At 61.2% G+C, this 17246-nt stretch carries 14 protein-coding genes; 5 read left to right on the top strand and 9 right to left on the bottom strand.

Annotation, left to right across the window (positions count from 1 at the left end; all coding sequences use genetic code 11):
* Positions 1-10 precede the first annotated feature (10 nt).
* From GM668_RS27185 to prpR, 8 genes are all read right to left on the bottom strand, one after another.
* Complete coding sequence (locus tag GM668_RS27185; protein ID WP_155442106.1) at positions 11-583, bottom strand: pilus assembly PilX family protein; 573 nt, start codon at positions 581-583, stop codon at positions 11-13.
* On the bottom strand, positions 580-1647 hold the full coding sequence (locus GM668_RS27180) for a PilW family protein (protein ID WP_155442124.1): 1068 nt from the start codon (positions 1645-1647) through the stop codon (positions 580-582). Before GM668_RS27180 ends, GM668_RS27185 begins: the two co-directional genes overlap by 4 nt.
* A gap of 9 nt (positions 1648-1656) precedes the next feature.
* Positions 1657-2235, bottom strand: a complete 579-nt coding sequence (locus GM668_RS27175) for a type IV pilus modification PilV family protein (RefSeq protein ID WP_155442105.1) — start codon at positions 2233-2235, stop codon at positions 1657-1659.
* A 2-nt stretch (positions 2236-2237) separates the two neighbouring features.
* Positions 2238-2711 carry a GspH/FimT family pseudopilin gene (locus GM668_RS27170; protein WP_170305864.1) on the bottom strand — a complete coding sequence of 158 codons (474 nt, stop codon included), beginning with the start codon at positions 2709-2711 and terminating at the stop codon, positions 2238-2240.
* 7 nt (positions 2712-2718) lie between these two features.
* Positions 2719-3123 carry a type IV pilin protein gene (locus tag GM668_RS27165; protein ID WP_155442103.1) on the bottom strand — a complete coding sequence of 135 codons (405 nt, stop codon included), beginning with the start codon at positions 3121-3123 and terminating at the stop codon, positions 2719-2721.
* Between the two features lie 88 nt (positions 3124-3211).
* Positions 3212-3913 (bottom strand): LytR/AlgR family response regulator transcription factor, encoded by a 702-nt coding sequence (locus GM668_RS27160; RefSeq protein WP_229499976.1) that lies wholly within the window; start codon positions 3911-3913, stop codon positions 3212-3214.
* Entirely contained in the window at positions 3910-4944 is a 1035-nt protein-coding gene (locus GM668_RS27155; RefSeq protein WP_229499973.1) for a sensor histidine kinase, read from the bottom strand. Before GM668_RS27155 ends, GM668_RS27160 begins: the two co-directional genes overlap by 4 nt.
* Before the next feature lie 86 nt (positions 4945-5030).
* A complete protein-coding gene (gene prpR / locus GM668_RS27150; RefSeq protein ID WP_155442102.1) occupies positions 5031-6650 on the bottom strand; it encodes a propionate catabolism operon regulatory protein PrpR in 1620 nt (539 codons plus the stop codon).
* A gap of 189 nt (positions 6651-6839) precedes the next feature.
* Between prpR and prpB the strand changes: the two genes are divergently transcribed.
* From prpB to GM668_RS27125, 5 genes are all read left to right on the top strand, one after another.
* Complete coding sequence (gene prpB / locus GM668_RS27145) at positions 6840-7727, top strand: methylisocitrate lyase (RefSeq protein ID WP_155442101.1); 888 nt, start codon at positions 6840-6842, stop codon at positions 7725-7727.
* Positions 7728-7754: 27 nt separating this feature from the next.
* Complete coding sequence (gene prpC / locus GM668_RS27140; RefSeq protein ID WP_155442100.1) at positions 7755-8906, top strand: bifunctional 2-methylcitrate synthase/citrate synthase; 1152 nt, start codon at positions 7755-7757, stop codon at positions 8904-8906.
* Positions 8907-8919: 13 nt separating this feature from the next.
* Positions 8920-11517: a Fe/S-dependent 2-methylisocitrate dehydratase AcnD gene (acnD, locus tag GM668_RS27135; protein ID WP_155442099.1), complete on the top strand. Its 2598-nt coding sequence runs from the start codon at positions 8920-8922 to the stop codon at positions 11515-11517.
* Positions 11517-12707 (top strand): 2-methylaconitate cis-trans isomerase PrpF, encoded by a 1191-nt coding sequence (gene prpF, locus GM668_RS27130; RefSeq protein WP_155442121.1) that lies wholly within the window; start codon positions 11517-11519, stop codon positions 12705-12707. Before acnD ends, prpF begins: the two co-directional genes overlap by 1 nt.
* A gap of 206 nt (positions 12708-12913) precedes the next feature.
* Positions 12914-16186 (top strand): bifunctional diguanylate cyclase/phosphodiesterase, encoded by a 3273-nt coding sequence (locus GM668_RS27125; protein ID WP_155442098.1) that lies wholly within the window; start codon positions 12914-12916, stop codon positions 16184-16186.
* A gap of 2 nt (positions 16187-16188) precedes the next feature.
* Here the strand turns inward: GM668_RS27125 and xth are convergent, their stop codons facing one another.
* Complete coding sequence (gene xth / locus GM668_RS27120) at positions 16189-16956, bottom strand: exodeoxyribonuclease III (RefSeq protein ID WP_155442097.1); 768 nt, start codon at positions 16954-16956, stop codon at positions 16189-16191.
* Positions 16957-17246: the final 290 nt, after the last annotated feature.

The raw sequence follows: 17246 nt of genomic DNA, 5'->3' as shown, positions 1-17246 counted from the left end.
GGCTATCCTCTTAAGGGCAACTGGTTGCAACGTCATCTTTGGCGACACGGACCGAGACTCCTTGCGTCACTTCGGACGAGGCGCCCGTCACCATGTCGGTAGCCACGGCATGCACGTCCCAGACGCTGTTGTCGCACAGTGAATCGCCTGTGATGCTGCCGGCTACGCCGAAACTTTGCGCGCCACCCAGTGCGCAGCCGACATCTTCCGAGTTCGTCAAGTCCAGCGCCGTGTTCTTGATGGCCTGTGCTTTCACGCATTTGGGGGCGGGCGTCAGCGTGACTGTGATGTCAGGCTTGTTGTCGCCATTGGTATCGACGCAGCGCGTGTTGGGAACGCCATTGCACGAGTTGGCGAGGGCGTCCGTGGGCGACGTGAAAAAGCGCGTGCTGCTGATGACTTCTTCCACCACCTGGCTGGCTGCCGCTGTCGCTTCCGTGTGCTGCTGCATATTCGACACGATCTGCAAATCGGAATTGCCTAGGTTGAAGCTGCTCAGCGCCAGCATCGTCAGCAAGATCAGCATCACCAGCGCCACCAGCAGCGTAAAGCCGCCCTCGCGCTGCGCTGGCAGGCGCTTCATGACGTCCTCCTGCCGCTGGGATTGGGCAGCACGATGGTGCTGCTAAAGACATTGCGCTTGTAGTGCACGTCGGTGACGGAAATGGTATTTGGCGAGCCGTCCGCCTTCGCGCCCAGCACGTAAGTCTTGCTGTCCGTATATTGGGAATTGGCTTGCGTGCTGCGGGTCAACAAATGCACTTTGGCCGACACCACGCTGTTCCAGTTGCTTGCCGCGCAGGCGGCGGCGCTGCAGCCGCCATACGTGGACGGGCTCGTGGTGTAGACATCGGTGGCGCCATCCTGGTTGGTATCGAGCCCATATTCCATCTGCAGGTTTTCCACCCCTTCAGCCAGCGCCACTGTGGTCAGCGACAGCACACCATTGTTGTTGCTGACTTCCACCCGCTTCAGCGTGGGGATGCCGTCGCCGGGCCGGTCGTTGCTGGCGATGTAATAGATATGGATTTGCAGGTAGCGCACGGGCGCCAGGGTCCCGCTACCCGCCGCTTGCGTGCAGTCGCGCATGTGCCGGGTCATGGCGGTGGTGGCCGTTCCGACCGCATAAAAGTCCGACGTGCTGCCGGACCCCAGTTCGCTGGGGTTGTCGCACCACGAAGCCTGGAAGTACGGCGCGCCTGCCGCGTTGACTTCGCAGCTGGTGTTGTCGATCAGGCAAGTGCTGGCGTGGCGCAACACGATCATGTCGGTGCCGGCCAGCACATCCTGTACGCACGACAGGGTACTGGTCCCGGCATTGTCGTAACCCTGCAGAAACAGCGGCAACGCTCCCTTGATATCGGTGATGCTGGTCGAGCAGGGATCCGGCATGGCCGCAGGCAAGGTCAGGACCGTGGGGTCGAATTCCCCGTAATACCCGGCATTGCGCAAATCGCTGACCAGCAGCTGCATGCTGTAGCGTCCATTCTCGATTTGCCGGTTGGCCTGTTCGATTTGCGCCTGCGCGCTATTGCTGCTGACGAACATGGTGGTCATGCCCGCCAGCACCAGCAAGCCGATGGTGGTGGCAATCATTAATTCGACCAGCGTATAGCCGCGCTGCCGCCGTGGGATCGTTGAATACATGGCCTTCTCCTAAGTGCACGCCGGCAGGCCGACCGTGATGCGGACCGAGATCGCGCGCCGGTTGCCATCGGCGCCATATAGCCCGCTGCCGCACGTCAGCGCAGAGGCGGACGTCAGGTGCAAGCCTTGCCACGCGACCGATACCTGGTAAATGCCAGGCTGGCATACGCCGGTCGTGGTATCGGGCGCCTGGATTTGTTCGATACAGCCGCGGGCGCCCACCATGGCGCCGACCTTGGTGCCGCTTTTGACTTCCGCCGCACCCTTCAGCGCCGCGCTCCATTCGCAAATGTCGCGCGGTGCGCCGGCCGCCATGCCGGTGCAGTCATCCGGCTGGCTGTCGCCCGTACCGGCCGGGTTGGCGAGGACATAGGTGCCGGCATTGGCCTTGTTCGCATTGATGCGCGCGCTCATGTCTTCCAACAGCACCACGGCCTGGGCGCGCTGGTAAGCTTCGATGGTCCCCAGCTGCATCTTGGCTTGCAGTGCACCGATGCCCAGCAAGCCAAATGCCACGATCACCAAGGTGACGAGGACTTCAATCAGGGTCGTGCCCCGTTGCCGGCCGGGGTGCAATGTCGGGTTCATGATCAGCACGCGCTTGCGGTTTGGTAGGGGTGGCCGCTTAAATCAATCTGGATACAGCGGTGTTCGGTTGCGCCGGTGGCGGAAATATCGAAACTGGGCGTAGTATTGCCGCCCAGCCTGCCATTGCTGCGGTACACGACGGAAGCGGGACCGGTCACGGTGGCGTTGGCAATGGCGGCATGGTCATCGAGCTTGGCGCCTGCCAGCCCGGGATTGGCAATGTACCAGCCATATTGCCACTGGCCTGACGTCACCGGCGTCAACACCACGTCGGTATTGCGTTTGATGGCTTCACTGCGGGCGCGCACCAGCGCCGTGTGCAAGTCGCCGGCAATCGCCTTGGTGCGCTGCGATGCGATCATGCGGGAAAACGCGGGGCCGCCCGCCGCGCCCAGGATGGCCAGGATGGTGACAGTGACCAGCAATTCGACCAGCGTAAAGCCCCGGTGCACAGGCAGGCGTGCAGGCGTTTTCATGGCAGCATCACCATTTGGAAGCCGGGCTCTTGGTACCGGCATTATTGATGGTTAATGCCCCGTCGCTGGCCTGCGGTCCGTTGGTCAGCGGCGTGGCGGTAATCGTGAAGCTGGGCGGCGGGCCATCCTGTACTTCAATCAAAATGCTGTACTTGGATGACACGGCATCCGGCGTCGTCAAGTTCAGCGCGCTGACGGATGCCGCATAGCTGCGGTTGTCGGCCAAATATTGCTGTTCGCGCTGCGCCAGGTCCAGCAAATGCGCCTGGGCTGCCGCCCGGTTGGATTTGACGACGTGCTGGATATACGAAGGATAGGCGACGGCGCCCAGTATGCCGACAATGACGACAGCAACCATGAGCTCGACAAGGGTGAAACCACGTTGCCGCAGGGGGGGAATTGGGTTCAGCATGGGTTGGCTCCTTAGGTGAAGGCTAGGATACCGCGCAATGCTGACATTTCCCTGAGGAAATGCTGACAAATTCCTGACAAGCTGTCCGCTACAAGACGCCGATGTTTTTCAGGGTGGCGGCGCGGCGACGGGATACTTCGATCGCCATGCTATCCAGGTGCAGCACCAGGGCGCCGTCGGCACCCTGGCTGACACGGCGCACATGGGCCAGATTGACAATATGGCGGCGGCTGGCGCGGAAGAATTGCTGCGGATCGAGCCGCTGTTCCAGTTGCAGCAGCGAGCGGGGCAGCAGCGGTTGCCCGCCGCTGAAATGGACTCTGCTGTAATTGCCGTCCGATTCGAATACCGCGATGTCATCCAGTTTGACGAACCAGCACCGTTCACCGTCGCGGATAAACAATTTGCGGGGCTGCGCCGCCGGCGGGATCGTGGTGCCCAGCCGCACGGCAGCGCGTTCCAGCGCCGCCGCCAGCCGTTGCGGCTGGACCGGTTTCAGCAGGTAGGCCAGTGCATTGGCGTCAAACGCTTGCAGCGCGTATTGGTCATAGGCGGTGGTGAAGATGACTTCAGGCGCATCGTCCAGCGATTCCAGCAAATCGAAGCCACTGCCGCCGGGCATCTTGATGTCCAGTAGCAGCAAGTCCGGCTGCAGTGCCGCCACCTGGACAGCGGCTTCCGCCGCGCTGGCTGCTTCGCCGGCGATCTGCACATTGCCATGCACGGCCAGCAGGCGCCGCAATTCCGCCCGCGCCAGCCGTTCATCATCGACGATCAGCACGCGCATCATGCGGCCAGCGGGAAGTGCAAGGTGGCGCGGACCCAGCCATCGCGTTCCACCAGGTCCAGGCTGGCGCTGTCGCCTTTGGACAAGATCAGGCGCTTGCGGGCATTGCTCAAGCCGACGCTGGTGGAGTTGCTGAACGTACGCAGCGCACCCTGGTTCGACACTTCAATGGTGGCCTTGCCGTTGGCGTGGCTGGCGCTGATGCGGATTTCCGTGCCAGTGGCGCTTTGTTCGACACCATATTTGACGGCATTTTCCACCAGGGTTTGCAGCGCCATCGGTGGAATGCGCACGGTTTCCATGCCGCCTGCAATGTCGAGCGCCAAACGCAGCCGTTCTTCAAAGCGGATTTTTTCAATGGCCAGATAGGATTGCACGGCTTCCAGTTCTTCACTGAGCGGTACGGTGTCCGCATAGCTCGACTGCAGTGTATAGCGCATCAGCGTTGCCAGCTGGTCGATCATTTGCGCCGCCGAATCCTGGTTTTCATAAATCAGCGCGCGTACGCTGTTCAAGCTGTTGAAAAAGAAGTGCGGGTTGACCTGCGCTTGCAGGGCACGCAGTTCCGCATCCTTGGCCAGCACTTCAAGGCGTAGCGCCTCCGCTTCGAACCGGTTGGCGCGGCGCAGGTACAGGTAAGCCAGGTAGCAGATGGCCCACGCCAGCATAATGCCGGTCCAGAACGTCAACAGCATGTGCAGCCAGTTCAGGTCACCATTTTTGCCGATGATGAGGTAATTGGTTGCCATCGTACCGGCCGTCTGCAGCGGGCCCAGTACCACGATGGTGAAAGCGATGATGCGCCACGCGGCCGGCTGCACATGCCAGCGCCGCGCCTTATACAGCCGGTGCGCCAGATCGGATAGCACCAGCCCGCATATGCCGCACAGCACGCATATGGCAATGGCGCCGTGCTGGTACAAATAACGGCTGTTGGCGAAAGCGACGAATACCACGACTGCGGACCAGCCCAGGATTTGCAGCAGCCAGTACCAGTGTGTGCGGGTCATGCGGAATTGTACGAGTGTTTTCATTCGTTCAGCATAAACGAACGCCGGTGGTGAAACAGCCGGCACATGATGAGCGGCGGAATGGCGTGATGGGTGGTGTTGCACCGCCATTAGCCGCCAGCCTCGTCGCGCAGGCGCCGCCACAGCGTGGTGCGGCTGATGCCGAGGTAATCGGCCGCCGCATCGCGCCGGCCGCCAAAGCGGGCCAGTACCTGCGTGGCAGTTTCGCGCGCGGCAGGCGCCGGCATGTTTGCCTGCACGGCAGCCACCGCGCCCAGTTCCGGCGCCACCCCCAGCACAAAGCCGGGCGTCAGCGCCTGCAACGGTTCCGCCGCCAGGAACAGCGCCAGCCGCTCGCACAGGTTGCGCAATTCCCGCACATTGCCGGGCCAGCCATAGCGCAGCAGCAGTGGCGCGCACGCCTGGATTTCCGCGTGCAGGTTCGGGTGCGGGCGGGCGCCCAGCGCGGCCAGCGCATTTTTCAGCGACCATTCCGCCAGCAGTGCAATATCGTCGCGCCGTTCGCGCAGCGGCGGCAGCGACAGCCGCAATACAGCCAGCCGGTAAAACAAGTCGGCGCGGAAGCGGCCTTCGCGCACCCGCTGTTCCAGGTCGCAGTGCGTGGCGCTGATGATGCGCACGTTGACGGGGATCGGACGGGTGCCGCCTACCCGCACCACTTCCCGTTCTTCCAGCACGCGCAGCAAGCGGGTTTGCAACGCCAGCGGCATTTCACCGATTTCATCGAGGAACAGCGTGCCGCGGTTGGCCGCTTCAAACAAGCCCGCGTGCCCGCCGCGGCGTGCACCCGTAAAGGCGCCTTCTTCGTGGCCGAACAATTCCGATTCCAGCAGGGACTCCGCAATGGCGCCGCAATTGACTGCCACGAATGGCCGGTTTGCGCCCAAGGTGCGGGGGCTTTCGCGGTGGATCGCTTGCGCCACCAGCTCCTTGCCGCAGCCGGTTTCCGCCTGGATCAATACGGTGGCGGGCGATTTTGCATACAGCACGACCGCCTGGCGCAGCTTTTCCATGGCTGGCGATTCCCCCTTCAAATCATTCAAGCCGTGCTTGGCCCGCAACGTGTCGCCCGCATTGCCGCCCCGTGCGCGGGCGCGGCTGGCTTCCCATGACGATAGCCGCGCAATTTCCAGCGCATCGTCAAACGCCTGGCGGATCGACGCGGCGGAATACACGAACACGCCCGTCAACCCGGCTTCTTCCGCCAGGTCCGTAATCAGTCCCGCGCCGACGATGGCCTTGACGCCGGCCGCCTTCAAGTCATTGATCTGTGCCCGCGCATCTTCTTCCGTCACGTAGGTGCGCTGCACGATGTCGTGGCCAAAGGTGGCGGAAAATTCGGCCAGTTCCGCCATCGGCGACTGGTAGCTGACGACGCCGATGCGCTCCGATACGCGCCGGGCCCTGGCCAGCGCCTGCATCACGTCAAAGCCGCTGGCCTTGGCAATGACGACTGGGACCGACAAACGCCCCTTTAAATACGCGGCATTGGAACCGGCCGATATGACGGCGTCGCAGCGCTCCGTGGCCAGCCGTTCGCGGATATGGCGCGCCGCTTCGTCGAAGCCCAGGTTGATGGGTTCGATGGTGGCGAAATTATCGTATTCCAGCGTGATGTCGCGGAACAGTTCCGCCAGGCGCGACACGGACACGGTCCAGATCACGGGCTTGTCGCTGCTGTCGATGGGTAAAGGCGTAGAATGGCGCATGTTTCAATTATAGTTCAGTTGCATTTCAATGTTTCAATATGAAACGTTTTACATGCGCTTGATGGCCGTCTGCAGAGCGAAGGGATGCGGTAAGTCGCTGATTTTTCATTGTTTCACGATGTTATGGCCGAGCTGGCACGGGGTTTGCTGTAACGGAGCGCAACGAAAACCTCATTTGAAAGGTAAGCCATGACCCAATACTCCGCAGGCGCCGCATTCCGCAAAGCCGTCGAAGAAGAATCGCCGCTGCAAGTGATCGGCGCGATCAACGCCAATCACGCTTTGCTGGCCAAGCGCGCCGGCTTCCGTGCGATTTATTTGTCGGGCGGCGGCGTGGCGGCCGGTTCGCTGGGTTTGCCGGACCTCGGCATTTCCAACCTGGATGACGTGCTGACCGACGTGCGCCGCATTACCGACGTATGCGACTTGCCGCTGCTGGTCGATATCGACACGGGTTTCGGCGCGTCCGCCTTCAACGTGGCCCGCACCGTGAAATCCATGATCAAGGCCGGCGCCGCCGCCGTGCACATTGAAGACCAGGTGGGCGCCAAGCGCTGCGGCCACCGTCCGGGCAAGGAAATCGTCACCAAGGGTGAAATGGTGGACCGAGTGAAAGCTGCCGTGGACGCCAAGACGGATGCGAATTTCGTCATCATGGCCCGCACCGACGCGCTGGCCGTCGAAGGGCTGGAAGCGGCCATTGACCGTGCAGTCGCCTGCGTGGAAGCGGGCGCCGACATGATTTTCCCGGAAGCCATCACCAGCCTGGAAATGTATAAGGAATTCGCCAAGGCCGTGAAAGTGCCGATCCTGGCCAACATCACGGAATTCGGCGCGACCCCGCTGTTTACTGTCGATGAATTGAAGTCTGCCGACGTTGCCATCGCGCTGTACCCGCTGTCGGCGTTCCGCGCCATGAACAAGGCTGCGGAAAACGTATACAACACCGTACGCCGCGAAGGTACGCAAAAGAATGTGATCGACACCATGCAAACCCGCATGGAACTGTATGAGCGCATCAACTACCACAGCTTCGAGCAAAAGCTGGACGCATTGTTTGCCGCGAAAAAAGCTTAATTCAAATAAAACACAGAGGAGTACAACATGACCGATCAAGCCCCGACCTTCAAGCCTAAAAAATCCGTTGCCCTGTCTGGCGTGACCGCCGGTAATACCGCGCTGTGCTCCGTCGGCAAGACCGGCAACGATTTGCACTATCGCGGCTACGACATCCTGGACGTGGCCAATGTGTGCGAATTCGAAGAAATCGCTTACCTGCTGGTACACGGCAAACTGCCGACGGCCGCTGAACTGAAAGGCTACAAAGGCAAACTGAAGTCGCTGCGCGGCTTGCCGCAATCGGTGAAATCCGCACTGGAAGCCTTGCCTGCATCGGCGCACCCGATGGACGTGATGCGCACCGGCTGCTCGGTGCTGGGCTGCACGTTGCCTGAGAAAGATGACCACAACGTGCCGGGCGCGCGCGATATCGCGGACCGCCTGATGGCATCGTTTGGCTCGATGCTGCTGTACTGGTACCACTACTCGCACAACGGCAAGCGCATCGACGTGGAAACCGACGACGACTCGATCGGCGGCCACTTCCTGCACCTGCTGCACGGCGAAAAGCCATCCGAATCGTGGGTGAAAGCCATGCACGTATCGCTGATCCTGTACGCGGAACACGAATTCAATGCATCGACTTTCACCAGCCGCGTGATTGCCGGCACCGGTTCCGACATTTACTCGGCAGTGACGGGCGCGATTGGCGCGCTGCGCGGCCCGAAACACGGCGGCGCCAATGAATTCGCGTTTGAAATCCAGAAGCGCTATGAAAACCCGGACGAAGCCGAAGCGGACATCCGCCGCCGCGTGGAAAACAAGGAAGTCGTGATTGGCTTCGGCCACCCGGTGTACACGATTTCCGACCCGCGCAACGTGGTGATCAAGGAAGTCGCGCGCAAGCTGTCGATCGAGGCCGGTTCCACCAAGATGTTCGACATCGCCGAGCGCCTGGAATCGGTGATGTGGGAAATCAAGAAGATGTTCCCGAACCTGGACTGGTTCTCCGCCGTGTCGTACCACATGATGGGCGTGCCGACCGCCATGTTCACGCCGCTGTTCGTGATTTCGCGTACGTCCGGCTGGGCTGCCCACATCATCGAGCAGCGCATCGACAACAAGATCATTCGTCCAAGCGCCAACTACGTGGGCCCGGACGACCTGCAATTCGTGCCGCTGAATGAGCGTAAATAACATGAGCACCCCCATGAATACCCAATTCCGCAAAGCCCTGCCAGGCACGAAGCTCGATTTCTTCGATGCGCGCGCCGCAGTTGACGCCATCAAGCCGGGCGCCTGGGCAGGCTTGCCTTACACGTCGCGCGTATTAGCGGAGAATCTGGTGCGCCGCTGCGATCCGGCGGCCTTGAACGATTCACTGTCGCAGCTGATCGAGCGCAAGCGCGACCTGGACTTCCCATGGTTCCCGGCCCGCGTCGTGTGCCACGACATCCTGGGCCAGACCGCGCTGGTCGATCTGGCCGGCCTGCGCGACGCCATTGCAGAGCAGGGCGGCGACCCGGCCCAAGTCAATCCCGTGGTGCCGACGCAGCTGGTGGTAGACCACTCGCTGGCCGTGGAATGCGGCGGTTTCGATCCGGACGCGTTCAATAAAAACCGCGCCATCGAAGACCGCCGCAACGAAGACCGCTTTGACTTCATCAACTGGACCAAGAATGCGTTCCGCAACGTGGACGTAATCCCGCCGGGTAACGGCATCCTGCACCAGATCAACCTGGAGCGCATGTCGCCGGTGATCCAGGTCACCGATGGCGTCGCGTATCCGGACACGCTGGTGGGCACCGACTCGCACACGCCTATGGTCGATGCGCTGGGCGTGATTGCCATCGGCGTGGGCGGACTGGAAGCGGAAACCGTGATGCTGGGCCGCGCGTCGTGGATGCGTTTGCCGGACATTATCGGCGTGGAATTGACGGGCAAGGCGCAGCCGGGCATTACCGCCACGGACATCGTGCTGGCGCTGACGGAATTTTTGCGCCGCGAAAAAGTCGTTTCCGCCTACCTGGAATTCTATGGCGCCGGTGCGGCCAGCCTGACGTTGGGCGACCGTGCGACGATTTCCAACATGGCGCCGGAATTCGGCGCCACTGCCGCGATGTTCTACATCGACGAGCAAACCATCAAGTACCTGAAATTGACGGGCCGTGAAGATGAAACCGTGGCGCTGGTGGAAACCTATGCCAAGGAAACCGGCTTGTGGGCCGATGCCCTGGCGGGCGCCGAATACGAGCGCGTGCTGAAGTTCGACTTGTCGACTGTGGTGCGCAACATCGCCGGTCCGTCCAACCCGCACAAACGCGTGGCCACCACGGACCTGGCAAAAGCCGGCATCACGGGCAAAGTTGAAAATGAACCGGGCCTGATGCCGGATGGCGCCGTGATCATCGCGGCCATTACCAGCTGCACCAACACCAATAATCCGCGCAACATGATTGCTGCCGGCCTGCTGGCCCGCAATGCCAACAAGGCAGGTTTGCTGCGCAAGCCATGGGTGAAATCGTCGCTGGCGCCAGGATCGAAAGCCGTGACCCTGTACCTGGAAGAAGCCGGCTTGCTGCCGGAACTGGAAAAGCTGGGCTTCGGCGTCGTTGCGTATGCGTGCACGTCTTGCAACGGCATGTCCGGCGCGCTCGATCCCGTGATCCAGAAAGAAGTGGTGGAGCGCGATCTGTACGCGACGGCCGTGCTGTCCGGTAACCGCAACTTTGACGGCCGTATCCACCCGTACGCGAAGCAGGCATTCCTGGCATCGCCGCCGCTGGTGGTGGCGTATGCCATTGCCGGCACCATCCGCTTCGACATCGAGAAGGACGTGCTGGGCACGGACGCCAATGGCAAAGCCATTACGCTCAAGGATTTGTGGCCTTCCGACGAGGAAATCGACGCGATTGTCGCTTCGTCCGTGAAGCCAGACCATTTCCGCAAAGTCTACATCCCGATGTTCGACCGCAGCGGCCAGGCGCAGGAAGCCGCGGCGCCCCTGTACGACTGGCGTCCGCAATCGACGTACATCCGCCGTCCGCCATACTGGGAAGGCGCGCTGGCCGGCGAACGCACGCTGAAAGGCATGCGTGCACTGGCTGTGCTGGGCGATAACATCACGACGGACCACCTGTCGCCATCGAACGCAATCATGATGGACTCGGCTGCCGGTGAATACCTGCACAAAATGGGCTTGCCGGAAGAAGACTTCAATTCGTACGCCACGCACCGTGGCGACCACTTGACGGCGCAGCGTGCAACGTTTGCTAACCCGACGCTGAAAAATGAAATGGTGCGCGATGCGGAAGGCAAGGTGAAGGCCGGTTCGCTGGCCCGTATCGAGCCGGAAGGCAAAGTCACCCGCATGTGGGAAGCGATCGAGACGTACATGGAGCGCAAGCAGCCGCTGATCGTCATTGCCGGCGCCGATTATGGCCAGGGTTCGTCGCGTGACTGGGCTGCCAAGGGCGTGCGCCTGGCGGGTGTGGAAGCCATCGTGGCCGAAGGCTTCGAGCGTATCCACCGCACCAACCTGGTGGGCATGGGCGTGCTGCCGCTGGAATTCAAGCCGGGCGTCAACCGCTTGACCTTGGGCATCGATGGGACGGAAACGTTCGACGTGATTGGCGAACGCGCGCCGCGCGCCACGCTGACGCTGGTGATCAACCGCCGGAATGGCGAGCGTGTTGAAGTGCCGGTGACGTGCCGCCTGGATTCGTCGGAAGACGTGTCGATTTACGAAGCGGGCGGCGTGTTGCAGCGCTTTGCGCAAGACTTTTTGGCGAACGCCAAGGCGGCATGATGGCGAACGCACCGCAAATCAAAATCCCCGCCACGTACATGCGTGGCGGCACCAGCAAGGGTGTGTTCTTCCGTCTGCAGGATTTGCCGCAAGCCGCGCAAGTCCCGGGCGCGGCGCGCGATGCGCTGCTGCTGCGCGTGATCGGCAGTCCGGACCCGTACGGCAAGCAAATCGATGGCATGGGCGGCGCCACGTCGTCCACCAGCAAGACCGTGATCCTGTCGAAAAGCGCCCGTGAAAACCATGACGTCGATTACCTGTTCGGCCAGGTGTCGATCGACAAGCCGTTCGTGGACTGGAGTGGCAATTGCGGCAACCTGTCGGCTGCGGTGGGCGCATTTGCCATCAGCGGCGGGCTGGTTGACGCCGCCCGCGTGCCGCATGACGGCGTGGCCGTGGTGCGGATCTGGCAAGCCAACATCAACAAAACCATCATTGCGCACGTGCCGATGGCCCATGGCGCCGTGCAGGAAACCGGTGATTTCGAACTCGATGGCGTAACGTTCCCCGCAGCCGAAGTGCAGCTGGAATTTATGGACCCGGCGGCGGAAGAAGAGGGCGGGGGCGGCTCGATGTTCCCGACCGGGAACCTGGTCGATGATCTGGAAGTTCCTGGCGTCGGCACATTGAAGGCGACCATGATCAACGCCGGCATTCCGACCATTTTTGTCAACGCGGACGCCGTCGGCTACACGGGCACGGAACTGCAGGAAGCCATCAATGGCGATGCGAAAGCGCTGGCCATGTTTGAAACCATCCGCGCGCACGGCGCCGTGCGCATGGGATTGATTGCCAGCGTCGATGAAGCGGCAAAACGCCAGCACACGCCGAAAGTCGCCTTTGTCGCGCCGCCGAAAGCGTATGCGGCGTCCAGCGGCAAGCAAGTGGCTACGGGCGACGTGGATCTGCTGGTGCGCGCACTGTCGATGGGCAAGCTGCACCACGCTATGATGGGCACGGCGGCTGTGGCGATCGGCACGGCGGCAGCGATTCCCGGCACGCTGGTCAATATCGCTGCTGGCGGCGGCGAACGGGAAGCCGTGCGTTTCGGCCATCCATCCGGCACGCTGCGCGTCGGCGCGCAGGCGCAACAGGAAAACGGTGAATGGACGGTCAAGAAGGCCATCATGAGCCGCAGCGCGCGTGTGCTGATGGAAGGCTGGGTGCGCGTTCCCGGTGATGTCATTTAAATCACAAATCCTGTTGTAACCAAGTGTGACATTCTCACACGTGTTGTAAGAAAGCCCGGTTCGGCCTTGCTGCACCGGGCTTTCTGCTATTTAGAGGCGGCAGTCGGAACCCATCGGTAGCATAGATAAAGGAATGTGGTTATGATCTGGCAACGACGCTGCCTGCCTTGGACAGACGGCGTTTTTTGCAAGGTGCCCTGGTGTTAATGAACGCTGTACCGCCTCATTCGGAATCCGTCGCATTTGCCCTGCAATTGGCAGGTTTGCCCGCTTGCGCGTGCGATGCGGAAGGCAGGATCGTGGCGTCCAGCGAAGAACTGGATGCGTTATTGGGGCAGCCGCAGGCCGGCCGCCCGGTGGCGGACCTGTGGGCGCGCCACGTGCAGACTGACAGCCAATTGCAGTGGAAGCAGGCGCTGGCGCAGGGCAAGCCCCGCCAGTGGGAAAGCTGCATCGCCCATAAAGATGGCCAGTATGTGGCCGTGCAAACCCGTTTAAAGCCGCTGCCCGCAGAAGTGCTGCCCGGGGGCGCCATGATGGTATTCCACGATATCGGCGTGTTCCAGCGCGACCAGCGCGCGCTGCGCAAGGCGTTGCTGGAGCAGCAGGCGATCCTGGAAAACGCGGCAGTCGGCATCATTTTCGGCAAAGCCGGCTATATCCTCGAATGCAATATCCGCGCGGCGGAAATGTTTGGCTATGCGCGCCATGAGCTGGAGGGCGAAAGCGGCAACATCCTGTATCCGAGCGATGCCGCGCGCATCGAGCTGATCGAAGCATCGCGTCCGCTGATGGAACAGGGCATTTCATTCCGCACCGAGACGCGGTTGCGCCGCAATGGCGGCGAATTGTTTTGGGCCCGTGTCTATGGCCGCGCGCTGGATCCGTCCGACATGTCGGAAGGCACCGTGTGGATCATTGAAGACATCAGCGAGCAAAAGGAAGCGGAACAATCGATGCAGCAAATGGTGCTGGAACAGCGCGCCATTCTCGACAATGCATCGGTGGGCATCCTGTTCACCAAGCAGCGCTGTATGTTGACGTGCAATCCGGGCTTTGCCGACATGTTCGGCTATACACGCGACGAACTGTATGGCCGCCCGGCCATGGAATTGTTTGAGTCGCCTGAAGTGTATAGCCAGTTCGGCATGGAGGCGGGGCCGGTGCTGGGCGCCGGCTTGCCGTATGAGAAAAAGGAAATGCAGTTCCGCCGCAAGGATGGGACGCTGATCTGGTGCCGCACGCGGGCCCAGGCTGTCAGCCAGGTGGCCGATGGCGGCACCATCTGGATCATGGAAGACATTACGCAGTCGCGCCAGACGCAGATGGAAATCGAAGCCATCATGACCAATGCGTCGATTTCCATCCTGTTCACGAAAAACCGCATCATTACCCGTTATAACCGGGGCTTTGGCGACATGTTCCGCTATGACGGCGATGAAGGGCTGGGTATGCCCGGCCATTCGCTGTATCCATCGATGGCTGCGTACGAGGCGCTGGGCGCGTCAGCCGGCCCGCTGCTGGCGCAGGGCAAGCCATTCCAGACGGAAGTGGAAATGCGGCGCAAGGATAACACGACGTTCTGGGCGCAATTGATCGCCTATGTGGTCAATCCGGAAGACCCCAGCCAGGGCACGATCTGGATCGTGGAAGACCGCACCGAACATAAACTGGCGGAAGAATCGCTGCGTAATGCCTTGCTGGAAAATGAAGCGATCCTGGATTCCGCCGTGCTGGGGATTTCCGTTTGCGAAAACGGCTACAACTTGCGCTGCAACCGCAAAATGGAAGAATTGTTTGGCTATGGCACGGGCGAAATGGCCAACCTCAGCGTGCAGGCGTTTTATGCCGACCGTGCTTCGTGGGACGCGGCGCGCAAGGAAACCGCGCGCGACTTCGAAGCGGGGCGCGTCAACATGTCCGAGCACCTGCTGGTGCGCAAGGATGGCAGCCGGTTCTGGGCCCGCCTGTCAGGCCGGCCATTTGACTTGTCGCAGCCGAAAGGACGTTCTGTCTGGCTGGTCGATGACATCACGGAACGCCGCGCCGCCGATGAAGCGCTGAAGCGGGCGCGCGATGAGCTGGAAGTGCGCGTGCTGGAGCGCACGGCGGAACTGGCGGGCGCCAATGCGCTGCTGCAGGGCGAAATCGTCGAACGGCGCCAGGCCGAAGCGCGCGTGCACCACATGGCGTACCACGACAGTTTGACAGGCTTGCCGAACCGCGCGCTGCTGGCCGACCGGCTGGACCGCGCGATGCTGGCTGCTCAGCGTTCGGACCGCCGCCTGGCGGTCATGTTCCTGGACCTGGACCGCTTTAAAACCATCAACGATTCACTGGGCCATTTGACGGGCGACCAGCTGCTGAAGGAAGTGGCGAGCCGCCTGTGCCGCGCCGTGCGCGCCAGCGATACGGTGGCGCGCCTGGGCGGCGATGAATTCGTCGTGCTGGTGCCGGGCATCCGCTCGACGGATGAAGCGGCGCGCGTGGCGGAAAAAATCATTGAAGCACTGGCTGCGCCTTTCCCGCTGGAGGGACGCATGCTGCACATCACGCCATCGATCGGCATTTGCGTGTATCCGGACGACGGCGCCGACGTGGAAACCTTGATGCGCCATGCGGATGGCGCCATGTACCACGCCAAGGCTTCTGGCCGCAACAATTACCAGTTCTTCACGCAAAAGATGAACCTGGCGGCGGCCCAGCACTTCGAAATGGAAAGCAATTTGCGCAGTGCGCTGGCGCTGGGCCAGTTCGAGCCGCACTTCCAGCCGATTATCGATATCGCGACGCGCCGCGTGCACACGATGGAAGTGCTGCTGCGGTGGCGCAGGCCGGGCCAGGGCCTCGTGATGCCGGACAGCTTTATCCCGCTGATCGAAGAAAATGGCTTGATCGTGCCGATTGGCGAGTGGGTGATGCGGCGCGCGTGCGAACAAAGCATGGAATGGCAGCGCATGGGGCTGGAGCCGGTGCCGCTGGCCGTGAACCTGTCGCCGCGCCAGTTCATGCACCGTGGGCTGGTGGACTCCATCCGCCGCATCCTCGATGAAACGGGCATCGATCCGTCGATGATTGAATTTGAAATCACGGAAACCGCGCTGATGCAGCACGGTGAACACACGATGGAAATCCTGGGGCAGATCAATGCGATGGGGATCCGCCTGTCGATTGACGACTTCGGCACCGGCTATTCCAGCCTGGCGTACCTGAAGCGTTTCCCTGTCAAGAAAATCAAGATCGACCGGGCCTTTATCAAAGACCTGGAAGAGAGCGCGGAAGACCGCGCCATCGTGGCCGCCATCATTGCCCTGTCGGACAGCCTGCAATTGTCCGTGGTGGCGGAAGGGGTGGAGACGGAAGGGCAGTTTGCGCTGTTGCAGGCGCAGGGGTGCCAGTATGCGCAGGGGTATCTGTTCTCGCAGCCGGTACCGCGCAACAACGCGGTACATATGCTGGAGCGGCGCGCGGCCGCCTGAATTTAAACGCTCAGCGTCGCAATGACGGGCGCATGGTCCGACGGCTGTTCCCACTTGCGCGGCGCACGGTCCACCACGCACGATACGCAGCGCTTGGCCAGCGGCGCCGACAGTAAAATGTGGTCGATCCGCACGCCCTTGTTTTTCTGGAAGCCCAGCATGCGGTAATCCCACCAGCTGAACGTCTTTTCCGCCTGCTCGAACAGGCGGAACGAATCGCACAGGCCCAGGTCGAACAGCGCCTGCAGGGCAGTGCGCTCCGGTACCGAGCACAGCACCTGATCCGCCCACAACACCGGGTCATGCACGTCACGGTCGTCCGGCGCGATGTTATAGTCGCCCAGCACGGCCAGGTTAGGGTGGATGGCGGCCTCTGCTTCCAGCCAGTCGCGGAACGATTTCAGCCAGCCCAGCTTGTATTCGTACTTATCGGTACCGACCGCCTGGCCGTTCGGCACATACGCGCATACAATGCGCATGCCTTCAATGGTGGCGGCAAGAATGCGCTGCTGCACGTCTTCGTAATGGGGATTGTTGACGACCACGTCGGCAATCGGGTGCTTCGATAGGATGGCCACGCCGTTATACGTCTTTTGCCCGCTGAACACGACGTGGTAACCGGCTTCCTGGATCGCTGCCACCGGGAATTTATCGTCCGTCAGCTTGGTTTCCTGGATGCACAAGATGTCAACTGGGTTTTCTGCCAGCCATTTCAAGACGTGGGGCAAGCGAACGTTCAGTGAATTCACGTTCCAGGTGGCTAATTTCATCGGGGCATCCTATCGTGTTGGCAAGTTTTTCTCTGGGACGGCATTATACGTGCTGAACGTGCTGGACAAATACGCTATGTATGTGTGTCTCAAACGACGAATCGTGTTGCAAAATGTAACAACTCTAAAAAAAATTGCCGTTAATGCTTCATAGTTATCAAATTGGTACTAAGATTCCATAAACGGCTGCCGAAAAGCGAAATATACTGATAGTTGTCAGGGTAGGAACTGGATTTTTCCATGAGTAACTTTTTTGACACAAATGTGTTGGAGTGCGTCAAGAAATGGTA

Origin of the sequence: Pseudoduganella ginsengisoli (genome assembly GCF_009720865.1) — a bacterium.
In the GTDB taxonomy this organism is placed as follows: Bacteria; Pseudomonadota; Gammaproteobacteria; order Burkholderiales; family Burkholderiaceae_D; genus Rugamonas; species Rugamonas ginsengisoli.
Note: the sequence above shows the minus strand (reverse complement) of the source record. Positions and strands in the feature narration are given on the sequence as shown.

What these genes read in the sequence shown, in the direction of transcription:
- GM668_RS27185 (WP_155442106.1), bottom strand. Translation starts at nt 583, where the DNA reads ATGAAGCGCCTGCCAGCGCAGCGCGAGGGCGGCTTTACGCTGCTGGTG.
- GM668_RS27180 (WP_155442124.1), bottom strand. Translation starts at nt 1,647, where the DNA reads ATGTATTCAACGATCCCACGGCGGCAGCGCGGCTATACGCTGGTCGAA.
- GM668_RS27175 (WP_155442105.1), bottom strand. Translation starts at nt 2,235, where the DNA reads ATGAACCCGACATTGCACCCCGGCCGGCAACGGGGCACGACCCTGATT.
- GM668_RS27170 (WP_170305864.1), bottom strand. Translation starts at nt 2,711, where the DNA reads ATGAAAACGCCTGCACGCCTGCCTGTGCACCGGGGCTTTACGCTGGTC.
- GM668_RS27165 (WP_155442103.1), bottom strand. Translation starts at nt 3,123, where the DNA reads ATGCTGAACCCAATTCCCCCCCTGCGGCAACGTGGTTTCACCCTTGTC.
- GM668_RS27160 (WP_229499976.1), bottom strand. Translation starts at nt 3,913, where the DNA reads ATGATGCGCGTGCTGATCGTCGATGATGAACGGCTGGCGCGGGCGGAA.
- GM668_RS27155 (WP_229499973.1), bottom strand. Translation starts at nt 4,944, where the DNA reads ATGAAAACACTCGTACAATTCCGCATGACCCGCACACACTGGTACTGG.
- prpR (WP_155442102.1), bottom strand. Translation starts at nt 6,650, where the DNA reads ATGCGCCATTCTACGCCTTTACCCATCGACAGCAGCGACAAGCCCGTG.
- prpB (WP_155442101.1), top strand. Translation starts at nt 6,840, where the DNA reads ATGACCCAATACTCCGCAGGCGCCGCATTCCGCAAAGCCGTCGAAGAA.
- prpC (WP_155442100.1), top strand. Translation starts at nt 7,755, where the DNA reads ATGACCGATCAAGCCCCGACCTTCAAGCCTAAAAAATCCGTTGCCCTG.
- acnD (WP_155442099.1), top strand. Translation starts at nt 8,920, where the DNA reads ATGAATACCCAATTCCGCAAAGCCCTGCCAGGCACGAAGCTCGATTTC.
- prpF (WP_155442121.1), top strand. Translation starts at nt 11,517, where the DNA reads ATGGCGAACGCACCGCAAATCAAAATCCCCGCCACGTACATGCGTGGC.
- GM668_RS27125 (WP_155442098.1), top strand. Translation starts at nt 12,914, where the DNA reads ATGAACGCTGTACCGCCTCATTCGGAATCCGTCGCATTTGCCCTGCAA.
- xth (WP_155442097.1), bottom strand. Translation starts at nt 16,956, where the DNA reads ATGAAATTAGCCACCTGGAACGTGAATTCACTGAACGTTCGCTTGCCC.